At 71.0% G+C, this 26,524-nt stretch carries 33 protein-coding genes; 14 read left to right on the forward strand and 19 right to left on the reverse strand.

Annotated features, from left to right (window positions below):
- Positions 1-3 precede the first annotated feature (3 nt).
- From AC4GYY_RS06805 to AC4GYY_RS06835, 7 genes are all read right to left on the reverse strand, one after another.
- Positions 4-336, reverse strand: coding sequence for a hypothetical protein (locus AC4GYY_RS06805; protein WP_491119512.1), 333 nt, complete (start codon positions 334-336; stop codon positions 4-6).
- The gene (locus AC4GYY_RS06810; RefSeq protein WP_491119513.1) at positions 326-1,351 is read right to left on the reverse strand and encodes an ATP-dependent DNA ligase; all 1,026 of its coding nucleotides are present in this window, start codon (positions 1,349-1,351) and stop codon (positions 326-328) included. Before AC4GYY_RS06810 ends, AC4GYY_RS06805 begins: the two co-directional genes overlap by 11 nt.
- Positions 1,348-2,082: a DUF72 domain-containing protein gene (locus AC4GYY_RS06815; RefSeq protein WP_491119514.1), complete on the reverse strand. Its 735-nt coding sequence runs from the start codon at positions 2,080-2,082 to the stop codon at positions 1,348-1,350. Before AC4GYY_RS06815 ends, AC4GYY_RS06810 begins: the two co-directional genes overlap by 4 nt.
- On the reverse strand, positions 2,079-2,879 hold the full coding sequence (xth, locus tag AC4GYY_RS06820; protein ID WP_491119515.1) for an exodeoxyribonuclease III: 801 nt from the start codon (positions 2,877-2,879) through the stop codon (positions 2,079-2,081). Before xth ends, AC4GYY_RS06815 begins: the two co-directional genes overlap by 4 nt.
- Positions 2,880-3,011: 132 nt before the next feature.
- Complete coding sequence (locus AC4GYY_RS06825) at positions 3,012-3,254, reverse strand: glutaredoxin domain-containing protein (RefSeq protein WP_491119516.1); 243 nt, start codon at positions 3,252-3,254, stop codon at positions 3,012-3,014.
- Positions 3,251-3,796, reverse strand: a complete 546-nt coding sequence (locus AC4GYY_RS06830) for a hypothetical protein (protein ID WP_491119517.1) — start codon at positions 3,794-3,796, stop codon at positions 3,251-3,253. Before AC4GYY_RS06830 ends, AC4GYY_RS06825 begins: the two co-directional genes overlap by 4 nt.
- Positions 3,797-3,807: 11 nt before the next feature.
- Positions 3,808-4,956 carry a zinc-dependent alcohol dehydrogenase gene (locus tag AC4GYY_RS06835; protein WP_491119518.1) on the reverse strand — a complete coding sequence of 383 codons (1,149 nt, stop codon included), beginning with the start codon at positions 4,954-4,956 and terminating at the stop codon, positions 3,808-3,810.
- Between the two features lie 192 nt (positions 4,957-5,148).
- Here AC4GYY_RS06835 and AC4GYY_RS06840 point away from each other — a divergent pair, with 192 nt between their 5' ends.
- Together AC4GYY_RS06840 and AC4GYY_RS06845 are read left to right on the forward strand one after the other, a co-directional pair.
- Positions 5,149-6,513: an ABC1 kinase family protein gene (locus tag AC4GYY_RS06840; protein ID WP_491119519.1), complete on the forward strand. Its 1,365-nt coding sequence runs from the start codon at positions 5,149-5,151 to the stop codon at positions 6,511-6,513.
- Positions 6,514-6,529: 16 nt separating this feature from the next.
- Positions 6,530-7,027 carry a DUF427 domain-containing protein gene (locus tag AC4GYY_RS06845; protein WP_491119520.1) on the forward strand — a complete coding sequence of 166 codons (498 nt, stop codon included), beginning with the start codon at positions 6,530-6,532 and terminating at the stop codon, positions 7,025-7,027.
- A 15-nt stretch (positions 7,028-7,042) separates the two neighbouring features.
- Here the strand turns inward: AC4GYY_RS06845 and AC4GYY_RS06850 are convergent, their stop codons facing one another.
- Genes AC4GYY_RS06850 through AC4GYY_RS06905 form a run of 12 tightly spaced genes read right to left on the reverse strand, consistent with a single transcriptional unit; the run spans position 7,043 to position 18,039 of the window.
- Positions 7,043-7,687 carry a hypothetical protein gene (locus AC4GYY_RS06850; protein WP_491119521.1) on the reverse strand — a complete coding sequence of 215 codons (645 nt, stop codon included), beginning with the start codon at positions 7,685-7,687 and terminating at the stop codon, positions 7,043-7,045.
- Positions 7,684-8,145 (reverse strand): hypothetical protein, encoded by a 462-nt coding sequence (locus AC4GYY_RS06855; protein WP_491119522.1) that lies wholly within the window; start codon positions 8,143-8,145, stop codon positions 7,684-7,686. Before AC4GYY_RS06855 ends, AC4GYY_RS06850 begins: the two co-directional genes overlap by 4 nt.
- 7 nt (positions 8,146-8,152) lie before the next feature.
- The gene (locus AC4GYY_RS06860; RefSeq protein ID WP_491119523.1) at positions 8,153-9,481 is read right to left on the reverse strand and encodes a FliI/YscN family ATPase; all 1,329 of its coding nucleotides are present in this window, start codon (positions 9,479-9,481) and stop codon (positions 8,153-8,155) included.
- Positions 9,478-10,074 carry a FliH/SctL family protein gene (locus AC4GYY_RS06865; RefSeq protein ID WP_491119524.1) on the reverse strand — a complete coding sequence of 199 codons (597 nt, stop codon included), beginning with the start codon at positions 10,072-10,074 and terminating at the stop codon, positions 9,478-9,480. The genes AC4GYY_RS06860 and AC4GYY_RS06865 overlap by 4 nt, the downstream gene beginning before the upstream one ends.
- Positions 10,071-10,568, reverse strand: coding sequence for a hypothetical protein (locus AC4GYY_RS06870; RefSeq protein ID WP_491119525.1), 498 nt, complete (start codon positions 10,566-10,568; stop codon positions 10,071-10,073). Before AC4GYY_RS06870 ends, AC4GYY_RS06865 begins: the two co-directional genes overlap by 4 nt.
- Entirely contained in the window at positions 10,565-11,329 is a 765-nt protein-coding gene (gene sctJ / locus AC4GYY_RS06875; RefSeq protein ID WP_491119526.1) for a type III secretion system inner membrane ring lipoprotein SctJ, read from the reverse strand. The genes AC4GYY_RS06870 and sctJ overlap by 4 nt, the downstream gene beginning before the upstream one ends.
- Positions 11,330-11,349: 20 nt before the next feature.
- Positions 11,350-11,748, reverse strand: a complete 399-nt coding sequence (locus AC4GYY_RS06880) for a hypothetical protein (RefSeq protein WP_491119527.1) — start codon at positions 11,746-11,748, stop codon at positions 11,350-11,352.
- A gap of 12 nt (positions 11,749-11,760) precedes the next feature.
- Positions 11,761-12,081: a hypothetical protein gene (locus AC4GYY_RS06885; RefSeq protein ID WP_491119528.1), complete on the reverse strand. Its 321-nt coding sequence runs from the start codon at positions 12,079-12,081 to the stop codon at positions 11,761-11,763.
- Between the two features lie 33 nt (positions 12,082-12,114).
- Positions 12,115-13,236, reverse strand: coding sequence for a hypothetical protein (locus AC4GYY_RS06890; protein WP_491119529.1), 1,122 nt, complete (start codon positions 13,234-13,236; stop codon positions 12,115-12,117).
- Positions 13,233-15,308, reverse strand: a complete 2,076-nt coding sequence (sctC, locus tag AC4GYY_RS06895) for a type III secretion system outer membrane ring subunit SctC (RefSeq protein ID WP_491119530.1) — start codon at positions 15,306-15,308, stop codon at positions 13,233-13,235. Before sctC ends, AC4GYY_RS06890 begins: the two co-directional genes overlap by 4 nt.
- 20 nt (positions 15,309-15,328) lie before the next feature.
- Positions 15,329-17,329 carry an FHIPEP family type III secretion protein gene (locus AC4GYY_RS06900; RefSeq protein ID WP_491119531.1) on the reverse strand — a complete coding sequence of 667 codons (2,001 nt, stop codon included), beginning with the start codon at positions 17,327-17,329 and terminating at the stop codon, positions 15,329-15,331.
- Complete coding sequence (locus tag AC4GYY_RS06905) at positions 17,326-18,039, reverse strand: lytic transglycosylase domain-containing protein (protein WP_491119532.1); 714 nt, start codon at positions 18,037-18,039, stop codon at positions 17,326-17,328. The genes AC4GYY_RS06900 and AC4GYY_RS06905 overlap by 4 nt, the downstream gene beginning before the upstream one ends.
- A 480-nt stretch (positions 18,040-18,519) precedes the next feature.
- Here AC4GYY_RS06905 and sctU point away from each other — a divergent pair, with 480 nt between their 5' ends.
- The 12 genes from sctU (at position 18,520) to AC4GYY_RS06965 (ending at position 26,451) form a co-directional block, all read left to right on the forward strand.
- On the forward strand, positions 18,520-19,671 hold the full coding sequence (gene sctU, locus AC4GYY_RS06910) for a type III secretion system export apparatus subunit SctU (RefSeq protein ID WP_491119533.1): 1,152 nt from the start codon (positions 18,520-18,522) through the stop codon (positions 19,669-19,671).
- Positions 19,671-19,985 (forward strand): FliO/MopB family protein, encoded by a 315-nt coding sequence (locus AC4GYY_RS06915; protein WP_491119534.1) that lies wholly within the window; start codon positions 19,671-19,673, stop codon positions 19,983-19,985. The genes sctU and AC4GYY_RS06915 overlap by 1 nt, the downstream gene beginning before the upstream one ends.
- Positions 19,982-20,983, forward strand: coding sequence for a FliM/FliN family flagellar motor switch protein (locus AC4GYY_RS06920; RefSeq protein WP_491119535.1), 1,002 nt, complete (start codon positions 19,982-19,984; stop codon positions 20,981-20,983). Before AC4GYY_RS06915 ends, AC4GYY_RS06920 begins: the two co-directional genes overlap by 4 nt.
- A gap of 6 nt (positions 20,984-20,989) precedes the next feature.
- Positions 20,990-21,691 carry a type III secretion system export apparatus subunit SctR gene (gene sctR, locus AC4GYY_RS06925; protein WP_491119536.1) on the forward strand — a complete coding sequence of 234 codons (702 nt, stop codon included), beginning with the start codon at positions 20,990-20,992 and terminating at the stop codon, positions 21,689-21,691.
- A 12-nt stretch (positions 21,692-21,703) separates the two neighbouring features.
- Positions 21,704-21,973 carry a type III secretion system export apparatus subunit SctS gene (sctS, locus tag AC4GYY_RS06930; protein WP_491119537.1) on the forward strand — a complete coding sequence of 90 codons (270 nt, stop codon included), beginning with the start codon at positions 21,704-21,706 and terminating at the stop codon, positions 21,971-21,973.
- A 1-nt stretch (position 21,974) separates the two neighbouring features.
- Positions 21,975-22,751, forward strand: coding sequence for a type III secretion system export apparatus subunit SctT (gene sctT / locus AC4GYY_RS06935; RefSeq protein ID WP_491119538.1), 777 nt, complete (start codon positions 21,975-21,977; stop codon positions 22,749-22,751).
- Complete coding sequence (locus AC4GYY_RS06940; RefSeq protein WP_491119539.1) at positions 22,748-23,098, forward strand: helix-turn-helix domain-containing protein; 351 nt, start codon at positions 22,748-22,750, stop codon at positions 23,096-23,098. The genes sctT and AC4GYY_RS06940 overlap by 4 nt, the downstream gene beginning before the upstream one ends.
- A 138-nt stretch (positions 23,099-23,236) precedes the next feature.
- Positions 23,237-23,842, forward strand: coding sequence for a hypothetical protein (locus AC4GYY_RS06945; RefSeq protein WP_491119540.1), 606 nt, complete (start codon positions 23,237-23,239; stop codon positions 23,840-23,842).
- 85 nt (positions 23,843-23,927) lie between these two features.
- Entirely contained in the window at positions 23,928-24,653 is a 726-nt protein-coding gene (locus tag AC4GYY_RS06950) for a DUF6683 family protein (protein ID WP_491119541.1), read from the forward strand.
- A 66-nt stretch (positions 24,654-24,719) separates the two neighbouring features.
- The gene (locus tag AC4GYY_RS06955; RefSeq protein ID WP_491119542.1) at positions 24,720-24,923 is read left to right on the forward strand and encodes a hypothetical protein; all 204 of its coding nucleotides are present in this window, start codon (positions 24,720-24,722) and stop codon (positions 24,921-24,923) included.
- Between the two features lie 82 nt (positions 24,924-25,005).
- Entirely contained in the window at positions 25,006-25,515 is a 510-nt protein-coding gene (locus tag AC4GYY_RS06960) for a hypothetical protein (RefSeq protein ID WP_491119543.1), read from the forward strand.
- Between the two features lie 63 nt (positions 25,516-25,578).
- Entirely contained in the window at positions 25,579-26,451 is an 873-nt protein-coding gene (locus tag AC4GYY_RS06965; RefSeq protein ID WP_491119544.1) for a hypothetical protein, read from the forward strand.
- Positions 26,452-26,524: the final 73 nt, after the last annotated feature.

A 26,524-nucleotide genomic window follows, 5' to 3' on the forward strand; every position in this document is an offset into this window, starting at 1 on the left:
CGCTCACGCCGACGGGTCGAGCGAGGCATACCATGCGGCGTAGCGCGTGGTCTTCGCCAGCCGGCGGTTCAGATCCTCGTCGTCGTCCCACCAGACAGGGCCACGCTCGCCTAGCGCGACCTTGGCGGCGTCGACCGCGGCCCGGGCGATCGTCAAAGCTTCGGCTTCGCCCGAGGTCAGCGCAGCGCGCACAGCCCGGCGCGCGCGCATCAGTTCGGCGACTCGGGCCTGACGCTCAGCCTCCGGCAGGTTCGGATCGGCGCGTCGCCAGAGCCGCCCTCGCACGACGATGTAGCGACCGTCCGGCGTCACAATCGGTTGCGCCTTAATCGCCATCGTCCGTGGTTACCGTCGCGAGCTCGGCCGGGCGCAGTTCGTAGGCGAGTTGATCCATCCCGCATTGCGCCGGGGTCTTGTCCGGCCGCCATCGCAACAGCTTCGTCCCGTGCCGGAAGCGATGTCCGGTGACCTGGTCGTAGACCACTTCGACCACCAGCTCCGGCCTCAGCGGCTCCCATTCCCGCTCCTTGCCGTCATTCCAGCGGCTCGGCCCGCCCGGAGCCTTGCCGGTGAAGCCCGGCGCTTCGATCAGGCTGTCGAGCCGCTCCGCAAGCGCCAGGCGCTCGCCCGCCGCGATCCCAGACGTGAAGCCGACATGGTCGAGCAGACCGTCGTCATCGTACAGGCCGAGCAACAACGAGCCGACGCCGCCCCCCTCGGCCCGCCGGAACCCGCCCACCGCGCAGTCGGCGGTGCGGTGCTGCTTGACCTTGAGCATCGCGCGCTCGCCCGCACGATACGGCTCGTCGAGGCGCTTGGCGACGACCCCGTCGAGCGCGCCGCCGCTGCGCGCCAGCCATGTGCGCGCCGCCGCGATGTCCGTGGTCCGCGGCGACAGCAAGAGCGACCCGGTTCCATGCGCGGCGTGGAATCGCTCCAGCGCCGACCGTCGCTCGCTCAGCGGCGCCGCCATCAGACCCTCGCCGTCGAGCATCAGGCAGTCGAACAGCATCACTTGCGCCGGCGTCTCGCGCGACAGCTTGGCGATACGGCTCGCGGCGGGGTGCAGCCGCGCCTGGAGCGCGTCGAACGACAGCGTCTCGCCGATCGGCAGGATCAGCTCGCCGTCCAGGGTGAAGTGCGTCCGCTCGATCCCGGCGATCGCGGCGACGATCTCGGGAAAGTAGCGCGCGAGCGACTTGCCAGATTTCGACAGGATCTCGACGTCCCCGCCGTCGCGAAACACCAGCGCGCGAAAGCCGTCCCATTTGGGTTCGAACTGCCAGCCGGGTTCGCCGGGCAGGTCGGCGACCAGCTTGGCCTCCATCGGCATCGCGGCGGGCGAGGTCATCGCGCGGTCACCAGCGATCGGAGGGTCAGCGCATCGGTCGTCGCGGCGCCCGAGGCGGTGTTGTCGAACATCCACCACAAAGCGCCGTCCGGCTCCGCGGCGATCTCCGCGGCCGACGCTTCGAGCCGCTGCCGTCCATAAAGCGAGGAATAGATCCGCGGCGATCCGTGAAGGCGGCGATAGCGCAGCTCGGTCCAGCCGCCCGGCCGCTCGCCGCCGGGCGCCAGCAGGGGATCGGCGGCGACGCGCGCGACGCGGTGCGCGCGCAGGCAAGCCTCCGCGTCGTCACCGAACCACGTCGGGTGACGCGGCTCGCAGGCGATCGCGGCGTCGTCCGGCAGGCGGGTGCGCACCGCGTCGAAGAAGGCGTCCGCGATGTTGCGGTCGTACGCCAGCTTCGGCGGCAGCTGCACGAGGATGACCGCGAGCTTGCGGCCGAGACCGCCGCACTCGTCGACGAACCTCGCGAGCGGCGCGTCGGCCTCGACGAGCTTGCGCGTATGCGTGATCTCCTTCGGCAGCTTGACCGAGAAGCGGAAGCCCGCCGGCGTGCTCGCCGCCCAGCGCTCGTAGGTCGTGCGCCGGTGGGGGCGATGGAAGGACGAGTTGATCTCGACCGCCGGCATCCGCGCGGCGTAGCGTTCGAGATGCGAGCCGACTTCCGGGAAGCTCGCCGCCGCGGCCTTCGGGATCGACCAGCCGGCGGTGCCGATCAGCAGTCCCGGCTTCACGAGCGCTTCGCCCGCGGTGGCTTGGCGTCCTTCAGCAGGATCCACGTCGGCGCGTGATCGCTGGTCTTCTCCCAGCCGCGCACCTGGCGGTCGACCTGCGCGTCGGCCAGCCGCTCGGCGAGCGCGGGGCTGAGCAGCAGATGGTCGATCCGCAACCCGGCGTCCCGCCCGTAGGCGTTCCGGAAATAGTCCCAGAAGGTGTAGATCGTCGCGTCCGGGTGGATCGTCCGCAGCGCGTCGGTCCAGCCCTGGTCGAGCAGGCGCTGGAACCTGGCGCGGACCTCCGGCGCGAACAGCGCGTCCTCGGTCCAGCGCTCCGGCTTGTAAACGTCGCGCTCGGTCGGCATCACGTTGAAGTCGCCCGCGAGCACGACGGGCGCGCCGCTCGCCAGCAGGGTCGCGGCGTGCGCGATCAGCCGGTCGAACCAGGCGAGCTTGTAGTCGAACTTGGGACCCGGGCGGGGATTGCCGTTGGGCAGATAGAGCCCGGCGACAAGGATGCCGTTCACCGCCGCCTCGATGTACCGGCTCTGCGCGGGATCGGGATCGTCGGGGAGCCCGCGCCGGGTCTCGTGGATCGCGCCGACACGGCTGAGCATCGCGACGCCGTTCCAGCTCTTCTGGCCCTGCCAGATCGCATCGTAGCCGAGGTCGCGGATCGCGGCTTCGGGAAACTTGTCCTGCGGCGCCTTCAGTTCCTGGAGGACCACGATGTCCGGCGCCTCTTCGGCGAGCCAACGCAGCAGCACCGGCAATCGGCCGTTGACGCCGTTCACATTGTAGGTCGCGATCTTCACGGCGTGCTCGGCTCCAACCTCGAGGTTCCTGGACTCGGCGCGGGCCGCGTCGGGGAGGATCGCGCCGAGCAGGGTGCGGTGCGACGGCTCGAGCGATCACCGGGATGCCGACCCCGAGGCTCCGACCGCTCCTCAGCGATCCGCCAGGAATCGCTCCAGATCGTCGCTGCCGCCGATCCGTTCGTCCGCGATGAAGACCTGCGGCGTGGTGTCGACGCCGAGCTCCGCCTCAAGCGCGTCCACCTCCTCGCGGGTGCGGAGCAGGCGGTCGTCCACCACATAGCCCGCCTGTTCCAGCATCGCCTTGGCGCGCACGCCGAACGGGCAGGTGTGGTCGGGAAGCACCATTCGGTAGAGGATTGCGGTGTCGGTCATGCGATGTCGTCCTGGTCGTCCTGAAGGCGCGGCGGCACGGGCAGCGCCGGATCGGCGACGGGGGTCCGGCCGCGCAGCGCGAAGGCCAGCACCGCGGTCAGCGCAAGTCCGACGCCGATCTTGGTCGCAAGGCCCGTCTTGTTGTGCTTCCATTCGGCGGCGACGCCCATCTCGGCCGGGACGTTGGGGACCTTGCCCCCGGCCAGGTCCTCGATCACGCCCTCGACCACGTTGATGCGGTCGGCGCCCATCAGCAGCAGCCAATGCCACCAGTCGGACTCGCTCCGCCGGAAGGCGTAGCGGCGGATCATCCCGGAAATTCCGCTCGGCGGGGTCGATGTGCCCACCACCGCAGGAAGCCGGTTGTGCTCGATGGAGCGCAGGATCTCGACGGTCGGCGCTTGTTGATCCGGCCGCGCCCAGGTCAGCCCGCGGTTCTGCTGGTCCTCCTGGTGACGCATCGGATAGGTGGGATCGTTTTCGGGATTGGCGTCGACCCCCCAGCCGGGGATCGCCGCCGTGTCGACCAGCGCCTTGCTCATGGTGATGCTCCTCACGCGCCGTTCGGCAGCAGGATGGGCTTGATGCAGCCGTCGAGCTTGGCCGAGAACAGGTGATAGGCGTCCGCGACATCGGTCAGCGGCACCCGGTGGGTGATCATCGCCTTGGGATTGATGCGTCCCGCCTTCAGATGATCGATCAGCCGCGGCAGCAGCCGCTTCACCGACGCCTGGTTGGCGCGGATCGTGATCCCCTTGTTCACGACGTTGCCGATCGGGACGATGTTGCCGGTCGGCCCGTACACGCCGACGATGGAGACGATCCCGCCCTTCTTCACCGAATTGATCGCCCAGTGGAGTGCGATCGCGTTCCCCGCCTCCAGCTTCAGCTTGGTGCCGAGCATGGACTGGATGGCATTGCCCGCCGCGTCGCCGCCCACGGCGTCGATGCACACGTCGGCGCCGAGCGAGTCGGTCTGTTTCTTGAGGAAGACGACGACGTCGTCGATCTCGCGGAAGTTATAGACCTCGGCCGGGCCGAAGGTCCGCGCGAACTCCAGTCGGTAGTCGACGTGATCGATCACGATCACCCGCCCCGCGCCGAACAGCCAGGCGGAGCGCGCCGCCATCAGCCCGACGGGGCCCGCGCCGAACACCACCACGGTATCGCCGCGCTGGATGCCGCCCATCTCCGCCGCCTGGTAGCCGGTCGGCACCACATCGGTCAGGAGCACCGCGTCGTCCGGGTCCATCCAGTCGGGGATCACCGTCGGCCCGACATCGGCGTAGGGCACACGAACGTATTGCGCCTGCCCGCCGTCATAGCCGCCGGCGGTGTGCGAATAGCCAAAGATGCCGCCGACCGCGGTCGCCTGCGCGTTCGATTCATGGCAATTGCCGAACATCCCCTGTTGGCAGAAGTGGCACTTCCCGCAGGCAATGTTGAACGGCACCAGGACGTGATCGCCGGCCTTCAGGTTCCGGACCTCGGGACCGACCTCCTCGACGATCCCGCAGAACTCGTGACCGAACGTCATGCCGACACGGGTGTCGGGGACCATGCCGTGGTAGAGATGCAGGTCCGAACCGCAGATGCACGAGCGGGTGACCTTCACGATCGCGTCTTCCGGGTGGAGGATCTCCGGCATCGGCCGTTCGTCGGCACGGACGCGGTACGGCCCGCGGTAGTTCATCGCTAGCATCGGAGCTCCTCGACGACCGGTCGGTCTCGATCTTCCAACCGAAGGACTCGACCGGCGGTTCCCCGATCCCGCGCCGATCGCCAGGGAAGATGACTGATCCATATCGGTCTTCGACCATCCGATCGGGCCGGTGGCGCACGAGCCGGCCGCGCGCTCCACGGAACGAACGCGCGCGCCGCCGGTCCTGTCGGGATGATCGACGACGACCCTTCCGACCCGCGCGAGCGCGGGCGCGCGATCCCCTCCGGCCGCCTCGCGCGGCTCGGCACGTTCGGCCGGCTCGCCGGCGGGGTGGCGGGCGGGATGCTGGCCGAGGGCGCGCGCCGGCTCGCCGCCGGCGAACGGCCGACCGTCGCGGGCATGATGCTGACCCCGGCCAACGCGACGCGGGTCGCGGACCGGCTGTCGCATCTGCGCGGCGCGGCGATGAAGCTTGGCCAGATGATCTCGATGGACGCCGGCGACCTCCTGCCGCCCGAGCTGTCGACGATCCTCGCGCGGCTCCGCAACCAGGCGTACCGGATGCCGCCGCAGCAGCTCGACACGGTCCTGCGCGCCGAATGGGGCCGGGACTGGCGGCGGCGGTTCACCCGCTTCGAAGCCGGCCCGATCGCCGCGGCCTCGATCGGCCAGGTCCACCGCGCGACGTTGCCCGACGGGCGCGTGCTGGCGGTGAAGGTGCAATATCCCGGGGTGGCCGAGAGCATCGACGCCGACGTCGACAACGTCGCGACCCTGCTGCGCGTGTCGAGCCTGCTGCCGCCGGCGCTCGATCTCGCCCCGCTGCTCGCCGAGGCCAAGCGGCAGCTGAAGGAGGAGGCGGACTATCTCCGCGAGGGCGAGCAGATGCGCGGCTACCGGGAGCGGCTCGCGGGCGACGCGCGCTACGTCGTGCCCGCGCTCGAGGAGGCGCTGACGACCCGGCGCGTGCTGGCGATGGAGTTCGTCGAGGGGCGGCCGATCGAGACGCTGGCGGACGCCGATCAGGCGACCCGCGACGAGGCGATGACCGCGCTCGTCTCGCTGGTCCTGCGCGAGCTGTTCGCGTTCGGCATGATGCAGACCGATCCGAACTTCGCCAATTACCGCTGGCAGCCCGCGACCGGCCGACTGGTCCTGCTCGATTTCGGTGCGGCCCGCGCGGTGCCCGCCCAGACCGCCGCCGCCTATCGCGGGCTGATCGAGGCGGGGCTCGCGCGCGATCTCGACCGAGTCCGCACGATCGCGGTGGAAACCGGCTTTATCGGGGCCGAGGCCGCGACGCGGCACCGCGCCGGAGTCGATCGGATGATCGGCGCGATCGACGCCGCGCTGAACCGGCCCGGCGCGTTCGACTTCGGCGACCGCGCCTTCGTCCCGGTGATCCGCGAGGAGGCGCGCGCGATGATCGAGGATCGCGCGACCTGGCACGTGCCCGACGTCGAGACCCTGTTCGTCCAGCGCAAGGTGAGCGGCACCGCGCTTCTCGCGGCGCGGTTGAAGGCGAAGGTCGACGTGCGCGGCCTCGCCGCAGCGGCGATCGGCGCGGAGCCCTCCGCGGCTCCAAGTACGCCGTGAGGCGTTGACGCCGTCGATGCCGCCCGTCACGCCAGACCCAGTCCGCCCCGGCCAGGAAAGCGTCTGGGACTATCCCCGTCCGGCGGTGGCGGAGCCGACCGGCGCGCACATCCGGATCGAACTCGGCGGCGTCGTGATCGCCGACACGCGGCGCGCGGTCCGCACGCTCGAGACCAGCCACCCGCCGAGCTATTACATCCCGCCCGAAGACATTGCCGCCGGGGCGCTGTCGCCGGTCGCGGGCGGCAGCTTCTGCGAGTGGAAGGGGCAGGCCCGCTATTTCGATGTCGTCGGTGGCGGCCAGCGTCGCGAGCGCGCGGCCTGGTCCTATCCCGATCCGACCGGGGGATTTGTGATCCTGCGCGACCACGTCGCCTTCTACGCCGCCGCGCTGGACGCCTGTTTCGTCGACGGCGAGCGCGTCCGGCCGCAGCCCGGCGGATTCTATGGCGGGTGGATCACCTCGGCGGTCGCCGGCCCGTTCAAGGGAGGGCCGGGGAGCCGCTTCTGGTAAGCGGCGGCCTCCCGATCAGACGGCTTCGTTCACCGAGACCCGTCCGATCCGTAGGCCGGCGTCCGCCAGCGCCTGCGACAGCGCCTCGCCCGGCGTGCGCGCTTGGCCGGACGCCATATCGATGCTGACGTCGAGCAACCCGTCGGCGCTCTGCACCAGCACCGCGCCCGTCGCGGGCCAGGCCTCCGCGCCGAAGCTGACCTGGACGCGCCTGTCGCCACGGCCGTTCTCGCGCGTCCACAGGTCGGCGAGCATCTGCGCGAAGCCCGCCGGATCGACGTGCGGGGAGGGAGCGGGAAGCGGCGCGGCGCCCTGCGCGGGTGCCTGCGCCGGCGCGACGAGGCCCAGCGCCTGGTCGCCGCCGCGCTCCGCCTCGCGCCGGTCGAGCGCGCCGCGCTCGTCGGCGGCGCGAAGCCCGGCCGCCTGTGCCAGCTCGGCCCGGAAGTCGGCTGCGGGAGCCTGCGCCGGCGGCTTGCGCTCGCCCTGCGGACGCGCGCCCTGCTGAAGCGATTGCCCCACCGTTTGCCGCCCCTCGCCACGCGCCCGGGCGAAGGCGTCGGACATCGCCCGGACATCCTCGGCGCCGGGTTGGGCGCGGTGCGGCTCGGCCTTCGCGGGCGCGCGCGCCGGAGCGTTGCGGGTGATCGCGGCGTCGGTCATCGGAACCTCCTCACGTCTTCGGCGTCGAGGGCGACGCGCTCCTCCTCCATCCGCCACGCGCGCCGACGCATCGCCTGGAGCCGTTCGGCAAGCACGTCGTGGCGGGCCTGCGCCAGGATCATCGCCTTGCGCCGCTCCGCTTCCTCACGGATCCGCGCGTGCTCGGCGTCGCGCGCGTCGCTCAGCGATTCGATCGCGAGGCTGCGCTCAAACCGGCGGCGGTCGAGCACCGCGAGCAGCCGTTCGGCCTCGCCCGGATCGCGGGCCAGCCCCTCCTTCGCGCCGCGATGCGCGTCGGCGGCCAGGGTCGCGGCATTGTCCGCCTCGGCGCGCGCACGCTCGGCGGCGACGGTCGCGGCGCGCGCCTCGGCGAGGCGGGCGGCGGCGGCGCGCATCCGCACCTCGCGCAGCCGGACGAGGTCGGCGGCCTGGCGGCGCTGGTCGCCCAAGGTGCTCATCGCGCGCTCATCCGCCGATGCTCCGCAGCATCAGCTGCGCGTTGACCATCGGCGTCGGCGCGTCCGCCTCCTGCCGAAGGAGCGCGTCGATCTCGGGCTTGGCGGCGATCGCCCGGTCCGCGACCGCGTCCGTCCCCGGCCGGTATTCACCCACCTGGACCAGGAACTCGATCTCGGCGTGCTTCGCCATCAGCGCGCGGACCTGGGTGGCGGCGGTCCGGTGGTCCTTGCCCGCGAGCCGGGGGAACAGTCGCGACAGGCTGCCGAGCACGTCGATCGCCGGATAATGTCCCGCCGCACCGAGCTTGCGCGAGAGCAGGATATGTCCGTCGAGGATCGAGCGGACCTCCTCTCCCACCGGATCGCCCCCGTCCTCGTCTTCGAGCAGGACGGTGTAGATGCCGGTGATCGAACCATTCTTGTCGGTCCCGGCGCGCTCGAACAGCCGCGGCAGCTCCGCGAAGACCGAGGGCGGGAAGCCGCGGCGCACCGCCGGCTCGCCCGCCGCCAGCCCGATCTCGCGCAGCGCGCGCGCGAACCGCGTGACCGAATCCATGAGGAGCAGCACGCTCTTGCCCTCGCGCCGGAACCCCTCGGCGATCGCGGTCGCATGATGCGCGGCGCGGACCCGCTCCATCGCTGCGCGGTCCGAAGTGGCGCAGACGATCACTGATCGCGCGAGCCCATCGGCGCCGAGCGCATCCTCGATGAACTCTCGCACCTCGCGCCCGCGTTCGCCGATCAGCGCGATGACGATGACCTCGGCCTTGGCGAAGCGGGCGAGCATGCCGAGCAAGGTCGACTTGCCGCCGCCCGCCGCGGCGAACACGCCCATCCGCTGCCCGTCGCCGAGCGTCAGCAGGGTGTCGATCGCGCGCACCCCGGTCTCGAGCGGGCGGTCGATCAGCGCGCGCTCCATCGGCTGCGGCGCGGGGGCGTGGAGCGGGGTGGTGGGCAGGCCCTTGGGCAAGGCGCCTTTGCCGTCGATCGGCCGTCCGCGCCCGTCGAGCACGCGCCCGAGCAGCGCCGCACCGTAAGGGACCAGAGTCTCGCCGCCGCGCAGGATCACCTCGGCGTCGGGGGAAAGTCCGCGGGTATCGCCGAGCGGCGTCAGGATCGTCGCGTCGCCCGAAATGCCGACGACCTCGGCCAGGACGCCCTCTCCCGTATGCGGGTCGCAGACCTCGCACGTCTCGCCGATCCGCGCGGCGATGCCGGTGACGCGCAGCGTCGTTCCCAGCACCTCGACCAGCCGCCCGCGGCGTTCGACCGTCGGGGCGCGGCCGAGCGCCCCGATCAGGTCGTCGACCGAAGGCACGGCGGCGAGCTGGGTCATTCGAGGCCCCACTGGCGGGCGAGCTGCGCGAGCTGGGTGTCGAGCCCGGCCCGGATCTCGCCGAGCGGGGTCGCGAGCACGCAATCGGTCGCGCCCAGCGTCTCGTCGGGCTCGACCGTCGCCCGCGCGCCGACGCGCTCGCGGGTGCGCGTCAGCGCGACCGGGGGAACGCGCACCGTCACCGGCGTGTCGGGCGCGATCGCCGCGGCGGCTTTCTCGGCGAGCGCCGCGACCATCTCCGGCGCGCCCAGGTCGGCGGCGACGCGGCGGACCACCTCCAGCCCGAGCCGCGCGAGATCGGCGCGCTGCGCGGCGGCCCGCTCGGCGTCGGCGGCCGCGAGCCGAAGCAGCTCCGCCCGGATGTCCGCGGCGCCCGCGGCCATGCCCTCGGCACGGCCGGCGGAATAGCCGTCCGCCTGCGCCTGTTCGGCGGCGGCGGCGCTCGCCGCCTGCGCGTCGTCGCGCAGCGCGGTCGCCGCGGCGAGCAGCCGGTCGGCGTCGGTCAGGCGCGGCACGTCGGCGGCACGGACGATCGGGTCGCCGCGCAGCAGCGTCGCCGCGGCATCCGCGCGGATCAGGACGAACCCGCTCACGCGCCCGCGGCTTCCGCCAGACAGAATCGGGCGAGCATCGGGGTTGCCGGACCCGATCCGCCGGGCGCCCAGGACAGGTAGCGCGCGAGCGCCGGCGGCAGCGCCATCCGCATCAGATCGAAGCCGAGCGCCTCGATCTCGGCGGCGGGACACGGCGCCAGACCGCCGCCGGGCACCCGCGGCGCCTGGGCGATCGCGCGATCCAGCGCGCTCTCCCCGGCAAGCGCGGCAAGCTCCCCGAGCCACGCTCCGTCGATCGAGGCGGCGATCGCGGGCGCCATCGCGACCAGGGCCGCCGCCACGGCGAGGTCCCGCAGGTCGGCGCGGGGCCGGTGCAGCCAGACGGGCGCCCGTGCCAGGTCCGCGAAGCTCACCGGCGCCGCCGGGTGCTCGCCCAGCAGCGCCTGCGCGCGACGCCCACCGGGTTGGTCGGCCAGCTGCACGAGGTGGCCGCCGATCGCCGCGAGCTGCGCACGCTCGGCGGCGGCGGTCACGCATCGATCTCCTGCGGCACGATCGCGCGTCGGGTCGCGGCCTGCCGCCGCAGTCGCCAGCGCCGGAAGGCCGGATAGCCGAGCAGCCCCAGCACGAGCAGCGCACCGCCGATCAGCAAGGCGATCACGCCGCCGCCGCTCTCCCCGTCCGCCGCGCCGGCGACGGCGACCGGCGCGGGCGCGGCGGCGAAGGTCTCGACGCTGACGTTCTCGTATTTCAGCCCCTCGATCGAATTGACCACCAGCGCCTTGATCTTGCCGATCTGCGCGTTGATGTCGGTGCCCGGGCGGTATTTGATGAAGACGGAGGCCGAGGCGGGCGCCTTGGTTTCCGCGAGCGGCGCATCCTCCGGCAGCGCCAGATGGACGCGCGCCTGGACCACGCCGTCGATCTCGGTCAGCGTCCGCGACAGCTCCTGCGACAGGCCCCAGTTCAGCCGCGCGCGCTCCTCGGTCGGGGAGGAGACGAAGCCTTCCTTCTTGAACACGGTGCCGAGCGTGGCGAAATCCTGGCGCGGATAGCCTTGCGCCTGAAGGATCTCGACCGCTCGGCCGAAGTCCGATTTGGACGTCGTCAGCGTCCATCCCGCTTCGCCGCCGTCGGTCTTCTCGGCGGCGATGCCCGCGCGCTGGAGCGCGGCGATCATCTCGTTCGCCTGTCCCTCGCTCAATTTGCCGAACAGCTCGGCCCGCCCGCAGGCGGCGAGGAGGACGAGCCCGAGCCCGGCGAGGAACAGCCGCAGCCGCTTCGTCCAGTCCATGCCCGTCCTCCCCTCGCGTCTCACGACTGCTGCCGGAACAGCTGCTGGATGCCGTCCGACGTGCGGTTGGCGATGTTCGAGGTCAGCTGGCAGTGGAACATGAACTCGTGGCACTTCATGGTCAGGTTCACCACCTCGCCAGGCGTCATGTCCGCGCCCTTCAGCGACGCGGCATTGGCATAGTCGGCCACGTTCTTGGCCTCGCCGTTGACCTTCTCCAGCTGGCTGAACATCGACTTGAGCGCGGGGCTCAGCGCGTCCGGGCCGCCGACCGGCGCCGCCGAGGCGGCGGTCATCGACGACTGGAAGCTGGCGATGTCGGCGATGGAGGCGTTGGGACCGGCCTGCACCGTCTCGGGCGGAGGCATCGCCCCCGCGCCGATCCCGGCGCTCGCCGCCGCAATGGCTTCGATCGACATGGGATCCTCTCCTTAGCCCTTGCGCGCCATGGTCTCGAGCGCCTTGCCGACGCTGTCGATCGACGACGACGAACTGTTCGCCATGAAGCTCATCCGCATCGATTCCGCGGTCAGCTTGGTGATCTGCGAGGGATTATCCCCGCCGCCCTCGCCCACCTGATTGGACATCTGCTCGATCCGCTGCGCCTGCCCGTCCAGCGTCTGGCCCCAGGCGTCGGCGAGCGCCTCGAACCAGGTGCCCGGGCCGCTGCCGCCGCCCTTGTTCATCCGGCTGCTCGTCAGCGGCGAGGCCGCCATCATGCCAAGGCCGCTCGTGCTCGAAATATCGGTCATCGTCGTTACTCCTTTTGGCAAACCCTTTAACGCTCAGAACGCTACGCGGGTCTCACGCCCGCCTCTCTCAAATACGACGGTATTCCCCTGAATCGCGACGAGCCGGTGCCCGCTGGGCATCACCGCGCCGGGAAAATAGCGAGCCCCGTCAACGGTCTGGATGAATCCCGGATCGCCGCCGACGACGGTCGACACCTTCTTGGTCGCATCCTGGATGCTCTTCAGCGGAGCGAGATCGACCGGCGGCAGATCGTCGCGCATGCTCAGCGCGGTCAACGCGCGGACGTCGCCGCGCACGGCCTGCGCCAGCTTCGCCGCCGCGCCCGGCTCGAGCGGGGTGGTGCGCAGCTCGACGGTGGTGCGCCCGGTGGGCCGAGCCACCGCCTGAAGCCCGTGGATCCGCGCCACGTCGGCGACCGCACGCGCGAGGTCGGCGCTGGTCATCACCGCGACGCTGCCGGGAACGCCCGTGTCGCGCAGAGTCGCGATCGCCCGCTGCCGCTGGCCCTCGCTTGCAACGACACCGGTGACCGTCACCGCGCCGCTCGCCGGGTCCTCGTTCGCGTCGAGCCCCGCAAGGCCCGCCGCGCCGAGCGCGCGCTCCACCCGAACCTCGGGAGTCCCGCGCAGATTGAGCGCATCGACCACCGGCATGGTCGCGGTGGCGACGATGACGACGCCGACCGCGGCGGCGAGCGCGGTGACGCGGCCGCGGGTGAGCATCGCGCCCAGCCCCTCGCCGGCGCGCCCGGCGACGGCCAGCGCGTGGTCGCGCGCGCTCGGCGGCGCATCGGGCGGCGTGGGCGAGGCGGCGATCAGCCCGGTCGCGTCCTGCCAGCGCGGGCTCTCGCCCTCACCCCAGGCGAGCGCGACGCCGCCGATCGTCAGCGGCACGTAGGGCGGCACGATCGCGGTCTCGCCCGCCGGGATCGCACGGCCCAGCAGTTCGGCCTCGCCCTCCAGCACGGTTGCGGTAGCCGCGCCGTCCGCGTCGAGCGCGAGGTCGACCGCGATGCCCTTGGTCGCCGGATCGCGGACGACGACGTCGTGCCAGAAGGCGTGTCCGATCGACACCGCGCCGGTTGCGGGCAGCGCCTTCTCCGTCCCGGCGAGCCGGCCGGACAGGACGCGCAGCACAGGCGCAGCGGCGGTCACGGCAGCGGCCTCCCGCTGGGATCGACCGGGCGGACCGGCTGCGGGGCGACCTGCGTCGTCGTGGTCACCGTCGCCGGGCCGACCCGCGCGCCCAGCGACACCAGACGCGGCGTGATGAGGAACAGCCGCTCGGTGTGCGCACGCCGCTTCTGCTGCATCTTAAAGAGATTGCCGAGGAGCGGAATATCGCCGAGCAGCGGGATCTTGTAGGCGCTGTTGGTGTCCGCGTCGGTGGTCATGCCGCCGACCAGCAGGCTCTCGCCATCGACCACCATCGCCTGGGTCGACACGCTCGACCGTTCGACGATCGGCAGGTCCTCCACCAGCGACTCTTCGCTGATCGAGCCGTCCTCGACGTTCACGATCATCCGGATGCGGGTCTGGTCCTGATCGCGGAACACGTGCGGGTTGACCCGGAGCACGGTGCCCGCGACGACGTTGAACAGGTCCACCTCCTCGCGGCCCGCGACCTTGACGTAGAAGGTGCGGGTGCGGTCGAAGACGGCCTCGACGTTCGACAGCGTCAGCACCTGCGGGCGCGAGACGATGCGCGCGACGTTCTCGGTCTCCAGCGCGGTGATCCGGGCCAGGAACTGCTGCTGGTCGCCGATGATGGTCGAGATCGTCCCGCCCTTCGCGGCCGGGGTGATCCGGTCGACGGCGCGGCGCGAGTTGCTGCCGCGGCCAATCAGACGGCGGTCGTTGTCCGTGCCGTCCCCGAACAGGAAGCCGAAGCCGCTGGTCGCGATCCGCCAATTGATGCCGAGCTTGCGCGCCTTTTCGGTGTCGATGTCGATGATCGACGCCTCGACCTCGACGACCTGCGGCTCGACGTCGAGCGCGCGGATCAGCGAATCATAGGCCGCCATCCGCTCGGGCACGTCGCGCACGATCACCGCGTTGAGATACGGATTGGGCTCGATCCGGACGATGTCGCTCGTCAGCGGCGCGACCGTACCGCCGTCGCCGCCACCGTAGCCGAGCACGTCGCTCGCTCCCTGATTGGGATAGAGGCCGGGCACCGGCAATCCCAGCGAGGGCGTCTGCGCCGTGTTCGGCTGGACGGCGCCGAGCCCCTGCCCCTTCAGTCGCGGCTGGCTCTGGCGGACCAGCGTCGCACCGAAGCTCGGGGTCGAGCCCGGCGCCGGAGCGCTGCCGCCCGGTCGCTGGTCGAGGACCAGGTTCTGAAGGATGGTCGCCAGGCCGGGCAACCGCAATTCCCGCCCGCCCGCGCTCGTCACGGTATCTTCGGCGCGCGCGTATTTGAGATAGAACACCCGAAACTCGAGCGGCGTCGGTGGGGGCGGTCCGATCGGCGCGGAGAGACCGCCCGCGAGCGGACTTCCCGTAGGAACGTTCGCCGCGCCGCCGCCGCCGCGGGCGAGCTGGGTCACCTGCTGGAGGAACCGCGGGGTGCCGCTCGCGACCAGGTTGCCGTCGGCGGCGATCCGGACGAAGTTGCGACGGTCGACCAGCCGCTGCGACGCGACCTGGCGGGCCACCCGCTGCGCCGCCGCCATGCCGACGTCCAGCGTCTGCACCGACACCTCGCTCGCCGCATAGACGTAGAGCGCGGCGCCGTCGTCGTAGCTGACCAGGTTGAACGCACGCGCCACGTCGGCGTAAATTTTCGCGACGGAGCCGCGGAACACGCCGTTGACGGTTCCCGTCAGGTTGGCGCTGGGCACAACCGGGCGACCCACTCGGCCAAACAGGTCGCGCAGGAACGAGGAGATCGGCTGATCGCGGGGCGACAGCACCAGATCGCCGGGCTGGCCCGCGGCCGCCGTCGTCCCGACGCTCACGCTGCCGCCGGGAGTCGGCGCGGCATTGGGAGCCGGGGCGGGCGGGGTCGCCCGCGCGGCGAGCGGGACCAGCTGGGTGGTGGCGGTGCGCCCGGCCGCGAGCGGCGGCGTCGCCATCGCGTCGGGAACCGCCTGCACGGTCAGCGGGATGGTCCGGGACACCGGCCGCGGCGACGCCGGTCCGCTCGGCGCCATCGCCCAGCTCGCCGTGGCGGTCGCCAGCAGCATCGTGCTCCCCGTCAGCAGGATCGGTCGACGTCGCTTCAAGCCCTGTTCTCCCATGATCATCATTCCGCCGCCATCGGCTCGGGCGCGGGGGTCGCGGCGTCGTGCGCGATCCCGCCCGGCGGCAGCCCGATCTGCCCCACCATCTCGAGCCGCGTCATCGCCGACAGCTCGTTGAACGCCAGCACCGGCAGATCGAACAGATCGGGCTCGATCAGTTTCCTGACGGCGCGGCGTACCTCGAAGCTGGTGACCAAGGCGTTGGCGCGGGTCGTCGCCGCCGTTTCGGCGATCGTCGCGACCAGGCTCTGCGCGACCTCGGGCTGGATCGCCAGCCGCTCGGCCCCGTCGACGATCCGGGTCGAGTCGCGCACCATAGCCTCCAGTTCGGGCGTCACCACCAAGGCGCGGATCTCTCCTTGCGCGGCGGTCGCATCGATCAAGTAGCGCTTCAGCGCGATCCGCGTCATGTCGGCGAGCCGCGGCGTCTCGCGCTCGCTCTGCGCGGCCTCGGTCAGCCCCTCGAGCACGTCGCGCATGTTGCGGAGCGGAACTTCCTCTTCGGCGAGACGGCGCATCACCTCGGCGATGCGGGCGGCGGGGATCGCGCGGACCGCTTCCTTCACCACCTCCGGATAGTCCTCGCCGATGGTGTTGAGCAGGCTCACCGCCTCCTGCACGCCCAGGAACCGCGCGAGGTTGCGGCGGAGCACGCCCTCGATCGCGGCGACCAGCGCGCCGGCGTCGCCGCGCTCGCCGTTGCCGACCGGCAGTTCGTAGGCGAGCAGCTGCCAGGCGGGACGCGCCTCGGGTGCCATGAAATGGATCGCGAGCCGCGGCAGCGGCACGCCCGAGCGATACTGCAACCGCTCCAGCATGTCCTGGAGCGCCGACGCCAGCTCCGCGCCCTCGGCGGCGTTCGGCTGCGGACCCGAAAGCTCGAGCAGGAGCGGTACGACCGGCTTGGCCACGGCGGGTTGCGCCACCAGCGTCACCGGCGGCGGCGTCTCGCGCTGCCCCGGCAGCATCGTGCGGATCGGACCGAGATGCTTGAGCATCAGCGGCTGGAGCCGCGGATGGATCGCCGCGCCCGTGAGCATCGCGCCGAAGCCGAGCCCGAGGAACACCGCGACCGGAAAGCCCGGGACCAGCGCCATGAGGAAAGCGATCGCGCCGACCCCCAGCAGCACGCGCGGATTGCCCGAAAGCTGGCGCTGCATCGTCTGGCCGAGGTTGCTCGGATCGTCCTCGTCGCTCGTGCGGGTGACGATCAGCCCGGCCGCCATCGCACCGAGCAGCGCCGGGATCTGCGCGACCAGCCCTTCGCCGATCGTCAGGATCGAATATTTGTGGGTGGCGGCGCCGAGGTCGAGCCCCTGCTGCATGACGCCGATCGCGAGCCCGCCGATCAGGTTGACGACGACGATCACGATCGAGGCGATCGCGTCGCCCTTCACGAACTTCATCGCGCCGTCGAGGCTGCCGTGGAGCTTCGACTCGAGCTCGAGCACGCGTCGGCGGCGGCGCGCCTCGTCCTTGTCGATCAGGCCCGAGCGCAGGTCGCTGTCGATCGAGAGCTGCTTGCCAGGCATCGAATCGAGGCTGAACCGCGCCGCGACCTCGGCCACGCGCTCGGCGCCCTTGGCGATGACGATGAACTGGACGACGGTGATGATCAGGAACACCACCAGTCCCACGACGATGTTGCCGCCCGCGACCATCGTCCCGAAGGTCTGGATGATGTGCCCGCCGTGGCCCTGGACCAGGATCATCCGCGTCGTCGCGATCGAGATCGACAGCCGGAACAGCGTCGAGATCAGCAGGATCGACGGGAAGGACGAGAACTCCAGCGCGCCGCGGACGTAGAGCGTGGTCAGCAGCAGCATGACGCCGAAGGTGATGTTGATGCCGACGAGCAGGTCGATGAGCATCGTCGGCAGCGGCAGGATCATCGCCGCGATGATCATCACCACCAGCGCCGCAAGCCCGACGTCGGCGAAGCGCGCCGCGAACCCCTGCTTCACCGGCCGCGCGTCGGCGGCGAGATAATGCTGGACGCTCACCGCCCCGCCCCCGACACCATCCCGCGCGACGCGGCATAGCGGCCGATCACGGTACGGACATAGCCCTGCGTCTCGCGGTAGCGCGGCACGCCCTTGTATTTCCGAACGGCTCCGGGTCCGGCGTTATAGGCGGCGACCACCAGCGGCACGTTGTTGCCGAACGTGCCCTGGAGCTGCTTCAGATATGCGGCGCCCGTGGCGAGCGCGAGCGGGCGGTTGGTGAGCAGCGCGCGCGGGTTTCGGACACCCAGGCTGCGCGCGGTGCCCGGCATCACCTGCATCAGCCCCAGCGCGCCCTTGTTCGAGACCGCGTTCATGCGCCCGGCCGATTCGGTCGACACCATCGAGGCGAGCAGGTGCGGGTCGATCCGGTACTGACGACCGATCGCGACAATCAGAGCGTCGGGGGCCGCGGCGCCGCCGCGGCTCCGGACCTGCTGGACGGCGGCGGCAAGGCGGCGGCGATAGCCGGGCATGCTGACGCTGACATTGGCGGTCTCCCGCACCACGATCGGCCGGGCGGGAGCGACGGCGGGCGCCGGCGCCGGGGACGCCACGCCGCCAGTGCAGAAGCGTGCCGCCTCGCTGAAGCGTGCGGAGATCGTGGACGCGCCGCAATCGGTCGCGCGGGGCGCGCCGGCCGCGACTGACGCGACGAGCGCCCCGCCGCCCAAGGCAATTGTCAGCGCGATCGTCCGTTTGGCCGTCATGCCACCGCTCCTTTCCTCCCCTTCCGGCCATGGCTGGCGCGGGGGGTCTTCTGGTATCGCGGGGTCCTGCGATCCGGGGCGACGAACGCCCACGTCCATAAGGATGGCGCCGCGGCCTCGATCCGACCACCCCGGTTCGGCTCGGCTCGTCCCGCAATTTCCACGATCCGTCTTGCATTAAGGCTGTTTTATGGCGCAATGTTTCAGCGTCGACATCGTTGCACGATCGCCCCCGATCTGGACGATTCGGTATCAACGCGGCGACTATCCTGCTGGGAAATGACACTTTGTTGACGCCGGTCGATCGGTCGCGAGCTTGACTTCGGCTGTAGACGAGCCGATTAGTACGCGGTCGAACACGCGAACGGGTCCTGCGGTCCGACATATTATGGCGTCTTTGTGGCGTCGTTGGCGACGACGAACGTTCCGACGGAGCGGCCGGTCCGCGCAGAGGCGTGATCGGGACGGCGGGAGCAGTGCGTGGCCGAGAAGAACGACAGCGGCGACAAGACCGAGAAGCCGACACCCAAGAAGCTCGCCGACGCGCGCAAGAAGGGTGACGTGCCGAAGTCGAAAGACGTCACCGCAACGGCGACGCTGTTCGTCTGGTTCATCGTCTTCATCTTCGGGGCGGGTTTTGCCGGCGCACGGATCGCGGCGCTGTTCGACCACGGCTTCGCCTTGCTCTCCGGGTCGCAGCCCTTCGATCTCGCCGCCAGGTCGCTTGGGGTGGAGGCCGTGTGGACGCTCGTCGCGATCTCCGCCGTGGCGCTGATCCCGGCCGCCGCGACCGGCTTGCTGACCGAGTTCCTCCAAGCCGGCGGCGTCTTCACGACCGAGAAGCTCAAGCCCTCGCTCGACAAGCTCAACCCCGTCGAGGGGCTGAAGAAGATGTTCAGCATGGACAATCTGATCGAGGCGCTGAAGACGCTCGCCAAGGCGGCGCTGATCGTGCTGATCCTGTGGCTGGTGCTGAAGGGCTCGCTGGCGGAGATCATCGACCGCACCGGCCCTCTGCTCCAGCCCGCCGCCGCGACCGACGGGCGGGCGGCGGCGGCTTCGGTCCTCGCCTACACCGGCGCGCTCGTCCGCCAGGCCTTGCTGTGGACGTTCGCGGTGTTCGTGCTGGTCGCCGTGCTCGACTTCGGCTGGCAGAAGCACAGCTTCATGAAGAAGATGCGGATGAGCCTGCGCGACATCCGCCAGGAGCATAAGGAGAACGAGGGCGATCCGCTCCTCAAGGGGAACCGCCGCCAGCTGCACGAGGAATGGGCGTCGCAGAACGCCGTCGGGGCGGCGCGCGGGGCGAACGTGCTGGTCGTCAACCCCACCCACATCGCCATCGCGATCGATTACGACGCCGACAGCTCGCCCGTCCCGATCGTCGCCGCCAAGGGCGAGGGTCCGCTCGCCCAGGCGATGCGCGAGGCGGCGGAGGAGGCGGGCGTGCCGATCGTCCGCCACGTGACGGTCGCTCGCAAGCTCTACGAGGACGCTGCGGTCGAGGAGCTGATTCCGCGCGACATGTTCGAGGCGATCGCGCAGATCATCCTCTGGGCCAAGAAGGTCCGCAGCGGCGAGGCCCCGCAGCACCACGACCTGGAACGCGCACAGGCGCAGGAGGCGCATTGATGGATACGGCGATCGGCACCGCCGTCACGGGGTTCATCGGCATGGTGATCGCGCTCGCGATCGTGCTGGGGCTCGCCTACGTCTGCCTGCGCTTCCTGCGCCAATGGCAGGAGCGCGGGATCGGCACGCGCGAGGGCGAGCCGCAGCGCCAGCTCCGCTTCGTGCGCGCGCTCGCGGTCGGTCAGCGCGAGCGGCTGATGCTGGTCGAGGCGGAGGGCGAGCTGATGCTGATCGGCGTCTCCGCCGGGTCGGTGACGCTGCTGCGCAACTGGGGCGAAGGCCGCACCGACGCCGCCGAGGAGGTTCGCGCGTGAGCCAGCGTCCGCTGCCGCTGCACGATCGCCTGCCCTCGCTGGACCAGGGACGCGCGCTCCGCCAGACGCGGCTGATCGCCGCGCTCAACGCCCGTCGCCTCGGCGAGCAGACGCTGGCCGCCCGGGTCGCGCTCGGCCGGGACCGCCGCGCCGCCTCTGCCTGGGTATCCTTCGGTGCGGGGTCGCGGCGGGTGGCGATCGCGCCGCTGCTCGTCGACGGCGAGCTGGTTCGGCTGACCGGGGCGGCCGGCGGCCCCGACGCTGCGGTCGCCGCGCGCCTGCTCGGCGCGATCGAGCCGCTGGTCGTCGCGCTGGAAAGCGCGATCGGCGCCGATCTCCACCCCGAAGGACTCACCCTCGATCCGCCCGACGACGCGATCCTGCTTCGGCTCGACTCGTCGTGCGCGCGGCATGCGATCCGCCACCGGCTGATCGTCGCCGTCCCCGACGAAGGCGAGGTCGGCCCGCCGACGCTGCCGGGCGCGGAAAGCGCGCTCCTTGCGTCGCTGCACGCGCCCTGGACGGCGCAGATCGACGCGCCGCCGCTGCCTGCGATCCATCTCGGGACGATTGCGGTCGGCGACCTCTACCTGCTGGGGCCGATGCCCCTGAGTGCGCGTATTCTCCTGCCGGGGCGCCGCGGCGTCGTTCAGGGCCGGCTCGAACCGATGAAGGGAAGCATGACCTTGCAGGATGAGATCGTTCCCGCGCCCGCGGACCGCGCCGAACCCGCGCCGGGGGCCTCGGGCGTCGATTGGGATCGGATGAAGGTGCCGGCGACGATTGAAATCGAGGGCGGAATGCTCTCGGCGCGCGACGTCGCCGGGCTTGCGCCAGGCAGCGTCCTGCCCGTGCCGCGCACGGGAGGCACGCTCCCGGTCCGGGTGGTCGCGGGGGGCGCGGTGATCGGCACCGGCGAATTGATGGCGGTGGGGGACGGCTTCGGCGTCCTGTTCACCGCAGTCGCGAGCGATCCCGCCGGCGCGGTCGAGGGCTGAGCGCGCATGGAGCTGTCGACCTTCACGCCGGGCTCCGCGCTCGTCGTCGTCATCGCGCTCGCCATCGCGCCGTTCTTCGCGGTGATGGTGACCAGCTTCACCAAGATCGTCGTGGTGCTGAGCCTGCTCCGCAACGCGCTCGGCCTTCAGCAGGTGCCGCCCAACATCGTCCTCAACGGCCTGGCGCTCGTGCTGACGCTCTACGTCATGTATCCGGTCGGCCAGCAGATGCAGGCGGCGATCGCGCAGAACACCATCCAGCAGGCGCAGGGCGAGGCGGGCGCCCCGCCGCCTGCGGGCGGCAGCGTCCTGTCCTCGACGGGGACCATGCTGAATGCGGTGGAGGCCGGCAAGGAGCCGCTTCGCGCCTTCCTCCTGAAGCACAGCGCGCCCAGCGAGCGCGGCTTCTTCCTGCGCACCGCACAGCGCGTCGCCGACCCGAACCGCGTCCAGACGATGACCGACCGCGACTTCATCGTCGTGATCCCCGCCTTCGTGGTGCGCGAGCTCTCCCTCGCCTTCCAGGTCGGGTTTCTGATCTTCCTCCCCTTTCTGGTGATCGATCTCGTCATCTCGAACATCCTGCTGGCGATGGGGATGATGATGCTGTCGCCGACCACGATCTCGCTGCCGTTCAAGCTTCTCCTGTTCGTGCTCGTCGACGGCTGGGTGAAGCTCGCGCACGGCCTGGTGCTCAGCTATGTATAGCGGGGCGCTGCCATGAACGGCGATTTCGTCAACCTCACCAACGACGCGCTGTGGCTCGTCCTCGTCCTCTCCGCGCCGCCGATCATCGTCGCCTCGATCGCCGGGCTGATCGTCGCGATCGTCCAGGCGGCGACGCAGATCCAGGAACAGACGCTGCAATATACGGTGAAGTTCTTCGCGATCGTGCTGACCTTGTTCGTCACCTCGGCGCTGCTCGGCGGCTCGCTCTACCGGTTCAGCGACCGCATCTTCACCGACTTCCCCGCCATGATCCGGAAATAGGGTGGGCGGCTGGGCCGACCAGATCCTGCTGCTGGGCGTCGCGACCGCGCGGGTCGCGGCCACGTTCATGCTGTTGCCGATGTTCGCGAGCGAGACCGTGCCGGCGCTCGTCCGCAACTCGATCTTCGTGTCGCTCGGGATCGTCAGCCTGGCGATCCAGCCGCCGCTCGACCCCTCGATCCTGGGACCGGCGCAATGGGCGACGATCCTGGTCAAGGAGGTGTTCGTCGGCCTTGTGATCGGCTTCTTCTTCGGTTCGGTGCTGTGGGCGCTCGAGTCGGCGGGGCAGATCATCGACACCAAGGTCGGGGCGACGCTGGCGCAGGTGGTCGATCCGCTCTCCGGCCACCAGACCTCGCTCAACGGTGCATTCCTCGGGCGACTGGCGAGCGTGGTCTTCGTGTCGATGGGCGGGCTGTCGATCCTGCTGCGCGTCATCATGGAAAGCTATGCGATCTGGCCGATCGCCGCGCCGATGCCGGTGCTCGACGGGCGCAGCCTGTCGCTGTTCGAGGGCGAGTTCGGCCGGCTGATGGTGCTGGCGACATTGTTCGCCGCACCAGCGCTCACCGTCCTGTTCCTGATCGACGCCGCGCTGGGGCTGATGAACCGCTTCGCGCAGCAGCTGAACGTCTTCACCTTGTCCTTGTCGATCAAGGCGTTCGCGGCGACGTTCGTGCTGCTGCTCCTGACCGGCAGCTTCGTCACCGCGATCGTGCGCGACATCGCCAGCCGACCGGAGGTGATCCGCGCGATCCTCGCGGGCCTACCCCGGTGACCGAGGTCGCGGCGGAGGACGAACGGCTCGCCGCGATCGCCGAACTTTTGCGCAAGGCCGACGCGCTGCCCGGCGCCGCCGCCCCGGTCGCGCTCGGCGAGCATATGGTCGAGGCGGCGCGGGTGCCGAAGCGCCATCGCGAGTCGCTGCTCCGGCTGACCCCGATGGAGCTGACCTGTATCCGCTTCCTCGGCTGGGGACGTTCGAACGCCGACATCGCGACCCTGCTGATGATCTCGGACAACACCGTGCGCGTCCACCTGTCCAACGTCGCGCGCAAGCTCGAGCTCGACGGCATGCGCGAGCTCGCCGCACTGGCCGGTCTGCTGTTCTACCCGGCGGACTAGTCGCTTCGACTAGCGCGTCTAGTCGTTCCGCTGAGCGCATCTGCCCCGCGGCGTCGCCATACAGGGGTCATCCCGAGGCGACGGCATCGCCACCGCTGATCGGGAGTGCGAACCGATCATTCACTGGAGGACATCGTCATGGCTCTCAATCTCAACCCCGTCAGCATGGTCACCAAGGCGCTGAGCGCGACTCCGCTGGGCGCGGTCGCGAACCTCGCCGGCAAGAACCTGATCTCGTCGTTCGGCCAGAACCTGATCCAGAAGGTCGGCGACATGCTTCACCTGCCGCAGCCGATGATCGACGCGGCGCAGGGTCAGTTCGCGATGGCTTCGGGCGATCCGCTCGGTGGCATCCAGAACTTCAGCGAGGCGGCCGAGGGCTTCGCCAAGGCGGCCGGCGCCGGCGTGACCGACGCCGCCGACATGGGCCGCAAGCTCCTCGACACGCTGATGAAGACCGCAAGCGACATCGCCGGCGGACCCGAGGCCAAGGAAGCCAAGGCCGGCGGCAAGGGCGGCAGCTGGCTGATGGCGATGGCGCGCGCACTCGGCGAGAAGGCCGACAAGCTGGCCGGCGAGATGCAGGACATGGCCGACAAGATGGCCGCCGACAAGTCGGACCCGAGCGCCAGCCTCGAGTTCTCGGCCAAGAGCCAGGAGTTCGGCCTGTTCATGAACTCGGCGACCAATGCCCTGAAGACGGCCGGCGAGTCGCTCACCACCGCCGCGCGCAAGGGCGGCTGATCACCTGACGGGCGTGAGACTGGCGGCCGGGATCATTCCCGGCCGCCCTTTCGTTCGTTCGGAAGAGGAAGACGGGAGACGAGAGATGAAGTCGTTCGGCTGGATCGTGACGGTGTCGCTGATCGGGGCGGCTGCCCCCGCCTCGGCGCAGGTGTTCGCGCTCAATCCCACGACGATGGTCGGCTACGCCGGCACCGCCGCGGCGGGCAGCTACGCCCGGCGACAGATCGGTACGCGCATCGCGCAGCGCCGCCCGGCGGCGGCGCGGCCGACGATCGCCCCCGCGCAGGCGCTGGCCCGCGCCAATTTCCGCCCCGTGTCCGCGGCCCGCAACCAGGTCTACGCGCGCACGGTCGCGCTCGCGGCCAAGATGAACGCGGGCGAAGCCGCGACGCTGCGCGCCTTCTTCGCCAGCGGCAAGTTCCGGGCGGGGATCGTCAAGTACATGGCGCCGTACGGCATGTCGCCGAACAACGTGGTGGACGCGACCGCGCTCTATCTCGCCTCGGCGTGGTACGCCTCGCGCGCCAACGGCGGCGATCCGACGCGCGCCCAGATGAACGGCCTGCGGCGTCAGATCGCGCTCGCGATGGCCGACACGCCGGGCATGTTGTCCGCGAGCGACGCGCTGAAGCAGGAGATCGCCGAGGCGAGCCTCATCCAGGCGATGTTCTCCGGCTCGCTCGCCACCGAGGGCGCGAAGAACCCCGGCGCTTCCGGGCCGATGCGCGCGGCGGCGGTCAACGGGGTCAAGGCCTCGTACCAGATCGATCTCACGCGGATGACGCTGACCGCGAACGGCCTTCAGTAATCGCATCGACTAGCGCGCCCGCACGGCGCCTGTGGCATGGGACAGGCTTCGAAAGGAGCGTGTCCCATGTCCATTTCGCTCGGAGCGAGCGTCGCCGGCACGAAGGTGCTCGACGTCGCCCACGCCACCCCCGCCGAAAAGCAATCCGACAGCACCATGGCGGCACAGGACTCCGCCACCGAGACGCAGTCGGAGGGTCTGCGCGAGCGGCCTACCGCGTTCGACAAGTTGGTCGAACAGCCGAGCCCGCTCGATCGCTTCGCCGACTAATCGAAACGACGATGGCGGTCGCTCGCCGCGGCCGCCATATTCCCACCGAAGGTCGCGAGAGATGCGGCCGCAGGACCGAGCCATGACCAGCATCGACCGCCTTTCCTCGACGTCGCCGCTCGCCCCGACCGGGCAGACGCAGGCGTCGGGCGCGCGCACGACCGTTGCCGAGACGATCGGCAGCCTCGGTCACCGCGTGCTGGCCTGGGTCGGCGCGAGCGGCGGCAGCAGCGCGGGCTCCGCCGCCTGGGCCGAGCGTGCGGGTGGAACCGACGGCTTTCGCGCCGATCCCGCCGTCCTCTCGCGGCGCGGCGACATCTACGGGCTCGACCAGCTTGCGGGGGACATCGCACGACAGCATGGCGCCTCCCCGACTCAGGAGGGCGACCTGCGCCGCGGTCTCGAGGATTTCACCCGCGCCGCGCTCGTCCACGTCGCCGGACTGTCGGGCGCGCCGGGCGACCGGCAGGTGGCGGGGCTCGGCCAGGCGCTCGACGCGGCGCTCGATGCTCCCGCCAGCGAGGGGGTCGACGGTGTGCTCCAGCGACTCGGCGCGGCGACCGGGCAGCTGTCGCGGGCGGCGGGGCTCTAAGGGAACCGCCACCGCTTCTGGCGCGCTGTGCCGGCGATCCAGGCCGACGTGAGGGGCGCCATCATGATCCGTCGAACCATCCTTTCGCTTGCGATCGGGCTCACCGCCGTATCGCCGGCGGCGGCTCGGACGGCGTCGCGGGCAAAGCCTGCGATTGCGGTCGTCAGCGCCGGCAGCGAGCAGGCGCTGGCGCTCGGGTCGATCGTGATCTCGCGCCCGTTCGGCGCGCAGCTGGTCGACCGCATCGCGGTGGCCGCGAGCACGCGGACCCGCGGCGGAACCTACCATCTGATCCGGGGCGAGGCGGCCGGGGACTGTCCGGTCCGCTATCTGGTGGTGTTCGCGCCGAGTGCGGGTGCGCCGGTGACGAGCGAGCCGTTCGGGACGTGCGCCGCCGCGGCGCGCGGCGGCGTCGGCCGAACCGGCTATGTCGTGACCATGGCCGCGACCGCGGCGGGCGGCCCGCCGATCCGCTTCCGATATGAGAATGGACGGATGCGGCTGCTCGACGGTCGACCGGCGGTCGCCACCGCGAGCGCGGACGGGCGCATCGGCTTCGGCGCGCGCGGCGCATCGACGTGCCGCACCCCGACCTCGGCCGACGCGGGAACGCAGGCGGCGGTGATCGCCGACTTCGACCGTACCTATCCGGCCGAATATCGCACGTCGGGGCGAGTCAAACACGCCGACATCTCGCCGGAGGAGCTTCGCGCGACGGTCGCCGGGCTGGCGTGCCTGTCGCGGTGGCCGGGCGCGGAGCGCGTCGTGCCCGAGGCGGCGCTGCCGCTGTTCGCCAGCAAGCGCTACGGCCCGACCGCGTTCCAGCTGATCGAGACGATCGCGCGCGATCCCGCGTCCGACGCCAATCTGCGCGCCGCGGTGCGGGCGTTCGGCTCTGAGATGACCTACCGGGTCGAGCGGCGCGAGCGGCTGTGACGCCTAAGCGTTCCGATTAGCGACGCCGCCGCCCGTGCGGCGTACCACGATCCGCACCCTATCCATCCGGGAG

This window comes from Sphingomonas sp. SP6 (assembly GCF_058313435.1).